Origin of the sequence: Sinimarinibacterium arenosum, assembly GCF_005047655.1 — a bacterium.
In the GTDB taxonomy this organism is placed as follows: Bacteria; Pseudomonadota; Gammaproteobacteria; order Nevskiales; family Nevskiaceae; genus Solimonas.
Genome location: NZ_SUKF01000019.1, coordinates 1 through 3,562, shown reverse-complemented (window position 1 = coordinate 3,562; position 3,562 = coordinate 1). Strand labels below are relative to the sequence as shown.

Genomic DNA, 3,562 nt, shown 5'->3' with positions numbered 1-3,562 from the left:
ATCTCCAGCACCAGCGCGCTTTTGCGCTTGGCCGTCCACCGCTTGATCTCTTCGTCCATCACCTTGCCCATGCTTAACTCCTTTCAAAGTATCGCCTGAGCAGATTTTCAGTGGGTCATTACAAACGGGCGGTGAAGTAGAGGATTGCCGATCAGGCAGCCATCACCCCTCTTGAATTCATCAACAACCGTTCATGTCGAGTAGGTGCCCTAGCGCCGTATCGAGACACCGCACTGATCTGAGTTTTCAGGAATTCATAGCGACCCGTTCATGTCGAGTAGGTGCCGTGGCACCGTATCGAGACACCTCACCACACTGTTATCAGGCGAGCGCCTAGAACGAACGCCCATCCACGAAGGTATGTTCCACGGATGCAGAATCAAACTCCGGAACGCAGCGCATGTTCACCGCCGCAGCGGCCTTGCCATCCGGCCCGGTGCCGAAGCCGAACGGCGCACATCCGCAGACCGGGCAGAAGTGATGCTGGATCACATGCTTGTTGAACGTGTACGTCGCCATGTCATCCGGGTTGGTCGTGATCTCCAGCTGGTCACGGTCGACCATCCACAGCAGATATCCCTTGCGGCTGCAGTGTGAGCAATTGCACTCCATGACACGCGTGCATTCGCCATCGACCGCGAAGGCAATGCGGCCGCAGTGGCAGCTTCCCTGGTAGCTCATGCGTGTTGCTCCTTGGAGGTGGGGGCGCCTAGTCTCTGCCGGTTCAGGGGCGGGCATCAAATCTAGATGGGGATTGCGGTTTGGAGTGCTGGTGTCAGATGCCAATGCCTGACTTAACCCGAGGCCGAGCCGTAGGCGAGGACCTCGGAGTGCAAGGCATTGTTGGGCATCGCGGATTCAAAATTTAGGCTGCACTTTGCGCAGACGCATATTCATTCGAGCGCCGCAATAATCCATTTCTTTTCAAACGCCGAAAGGGTCTGCGATCTGCTGCGAGCATGTGACAGTAGTTTTTTCACAAGCTGTTCCTTGTCCTCTCCATCGTAAAAGCGCTCCGAAATCTGAATTGGAATTCCCTCCTCATCAAGATTCTTGAGTTCCTCCGGCTTAAACCAGCGACTAATTGATTCAATGAACAAGCTGTAGTCGGTAGCAGGGGCGTGCTGTTTTACGAATATCTCTACAACCGAAAAATGCTGCGGCAACCCATATTCACAAGCTCTCAGGAACTTGAAAACTGTGTCATATGCTTCCTGTTTTCCTTTGTACTTGTTGTCGTAGGTAAGGAGAAAGTCCCGCATTGATCGGGCGCGGCGGAGGTCGCTGATGAAGTAGGTCAGCTGCGATGCGGTAAATGCACCAAATTCGCCGGCACGACGAACCGAGCAAATCACATCGACGACAGCCTTTATTTTTGGGTATTTCGGGAAGCCTGCCCATACGAGATTATCGTTCTCGGTCAATGCCTTTTGAACAGCCTGTTTCAGCGCCAACGCATGTTCTAGTCCGACCGAAGCGGCCAGCCTCAATCCATCGGCATCTAGACCTAGTGCCATCTTCAATGTGGCGACACGTGTGTCGGTTCGTCGCGTGGCATCCTGTTCCTCCAAGTGGACAACGTAATCGTCTGGCGCATCGTCCTGATCACCAAAGAGGGTGGGCGCGACTTCCGTAAGTGCGTGCTCTGGTGGCGCGTTGAACAGGTACACCTGGCCAACGTGATGCTCTCCCAAACGACCTGCACGGCCTTTGATATTCGAATAGGTGAAAAAGTCGTAATCCTCTCTATTAATTGTTTTGTCGAAGATCAGCACCGTCTTCGCGGCTGTGTTCACGCCTTCAATCAGTGTCGAAGTGCAGAAAAGTACCGGCAGGTCTTTCTGATTGAACATGCGGACCATTTGCGATGCAATCGCTCGTGGCAACCTGCCATGGTGTACGCCGAATCCAAATCGAACCGTTTCAACAAGGGGGGAGCCAGGGCCAACGTTTTCTGACAACCATTGAGCAAAGTCTGCGCTACTGTCAGAAATGGCCATGAGGTCTGCCGCCTGACTTGCTAGGCGATTTGCTTTGTCCGGCGCCGATACAAAAACTAAGGCGGGCCAGTGACGCTCCTCCGCGATTTCGTCAAAGAGCCGAGTCTCTTTGTCGGTAACGTGTCCCAAATCATAGGTGTCTACTGCCACTGTGGAGAATCTGGTTCTAAGGAACTCGAACTTCCAACGTCCATCACCGGATATACGCACGTCGTCAATGTTCGGACCAAGAAAGAAAAACTGGTTAGACCTATTAAGAAGCTTTGACACTGCGGCATTTAGCGTAATGCTTCGATCATCTCTTCTGTTTGGGTCAAGTTTGTAAAACTCGTCCACTACTGTGAGGTCAAGCTTTCCTAGATCGGTACGGGTGATCAGACGCTCTTGTGTTCCAAGGAAAATTGTCGCGCAACCGTCCTTCGGCCTGTCGGCTGGGTGCATGATGAGATTGAAACGTTCAGCAAAACGTCGCTTGAGCCTGCGGCGGAATTCGTCGAGCAAGGCGATTGTTGGCAGCACTATTGCAACTCGGGAGTACTTTCCTGAAGCGAGTAGAGCATCAATTAGCAGGCTCTTTCCGAAGCTCGTGGGTGCACTGAGAATTAGGTTGCGGCCAGCCAATAAGTCGTTCAAAGCTGCGACTTGCTCGCGATGCAGTGTGACGCCATCAAGTTCCTGCACTGTGACCGATTCAGCAACTAGCAGGTCTATGGTTGCTGAGTCCTCCTTGTCGATGTAATTCCACAGCCCGGTCGCACGCGCCAAAGAGCTAAAGGCTTCGCGAAGATCCTTCAATTCCGGTTTCGACGAAAGCAAGTCTGCTAGACGTGGAACGATCTCCAATAAATGCGGTTCGTCAGTGCCATGTGTTTGGATTGTGGCAGCTGCGTTCTGAAGAATCCCGAAAACTCGCCCTTTGAGATTAGCTATTGGCAAGTCACGCAGTTGTTGCCATTCATCTTGCGAGATGTTCATCCCTGCAGCCCTTTGAGGCGCCTATCAAAGGCTTCTGCGAGTTCCTCTTTTGAGCCAAGCGGCACATATACGAGAACAACCCTGATCTTCTCTCGCAGGCCGGAGCTCTTAAGCTTCGCTTCGAGTTTCATAAGCTCCTGCTGAACGGCGGCGACGTACTTTTCGTTATGGGCGGAATGTATCGCTACCGCCTCACTGTCGGACGCTATGCAGATGGGGAACACTGCAGTTTTGAACAGTTTGTCGATTGAGGTGTTCTGGGAGAACAGTCCTCGAATCTCCTCATATTGCGGGATGTTTCTTGATATTTGCGGACCTAAAATAAGCTTCTCACTCTTCAAGAAGCCGGCATCAATATGCGCATTAACGGAATTGATGGCTGATGAAATTCCTTCGTCGGTGTCCTTGTAGAACTTTGCTTCCCGGGTTCTACCCCGTGATCTCGGACGGGTTGGAAAGAGCTGTGGACTTCCCCTGCGGCAGTAGGCATCGCCGGCCTATGATTTGAGCATAGGAGGAAGTGCATGAGTACCCAGAGATTTACACCAGAGTTCAAGGAGGAGGCTGTCCGCCAAGTTCTCGAACGC

Annotated in this window: 2 protein-coding genes and 1 pseudogene; all 3 read right to left on the bottom strand. The window is 52.4% G+C overall.

Features of this window, described 5'->3' with window-relative positions:
• Nucleotides 1-333 precede the first annotated feature (333 nt).
• Nucleotides 334-681, bottom strand: coding sequence for a GFA family protein (locus tag E4T66_RS21215; protein WP_136852146.1), 348 nt, complete (start codon nucleotides 679-681; stop codon nucleotides 334-336).
• A 212-nt stretch (nucleotides 682-893) separates the two neighbouring features.
• Nucleotides 894-2,975, bottom strand: a complete 2,082-nt coding sequence (locus tag E4T66_RS21210) for a DEAD/DEAH box helicase (protein ID WP_136852144.1) — start codon at nucleotides 2,973-2,975, stop codon at nucleotides 894-896.
• Nucleotides 2,972-3,385: pseudogene (locus tag E4T66_RS21205) on the bottom strand (Hachiman antiphage defense system protein HamA); the annotation flags it as partial. The pseudogene E4T66_RS21205 and the gene E4T66_RS21210, both read right to left, overlap by 4 nt.
• Between the last annotated feature and the right edge of the window lie 177 nt (nucleotides 3,386-3,562).

What these genes read in the sequence shown, in the direction of transcription:
- E4T66_RS21215 (WP_136852146.1), bottom strand. Translation starts at nt 681, where the DNA reads ATGAGCTACCAGGGAAGCTGCCACTGCGGCCGCATTGCCTTCGCGGTC.
- E4T66_RS21210 (WP_136852144.1), bottom strand. Translation starts at nt 2,975, where the DNA reads ATGAACATCTCGCAAGATGAATGGCAACAACTGCGTGACTTGCCAATA.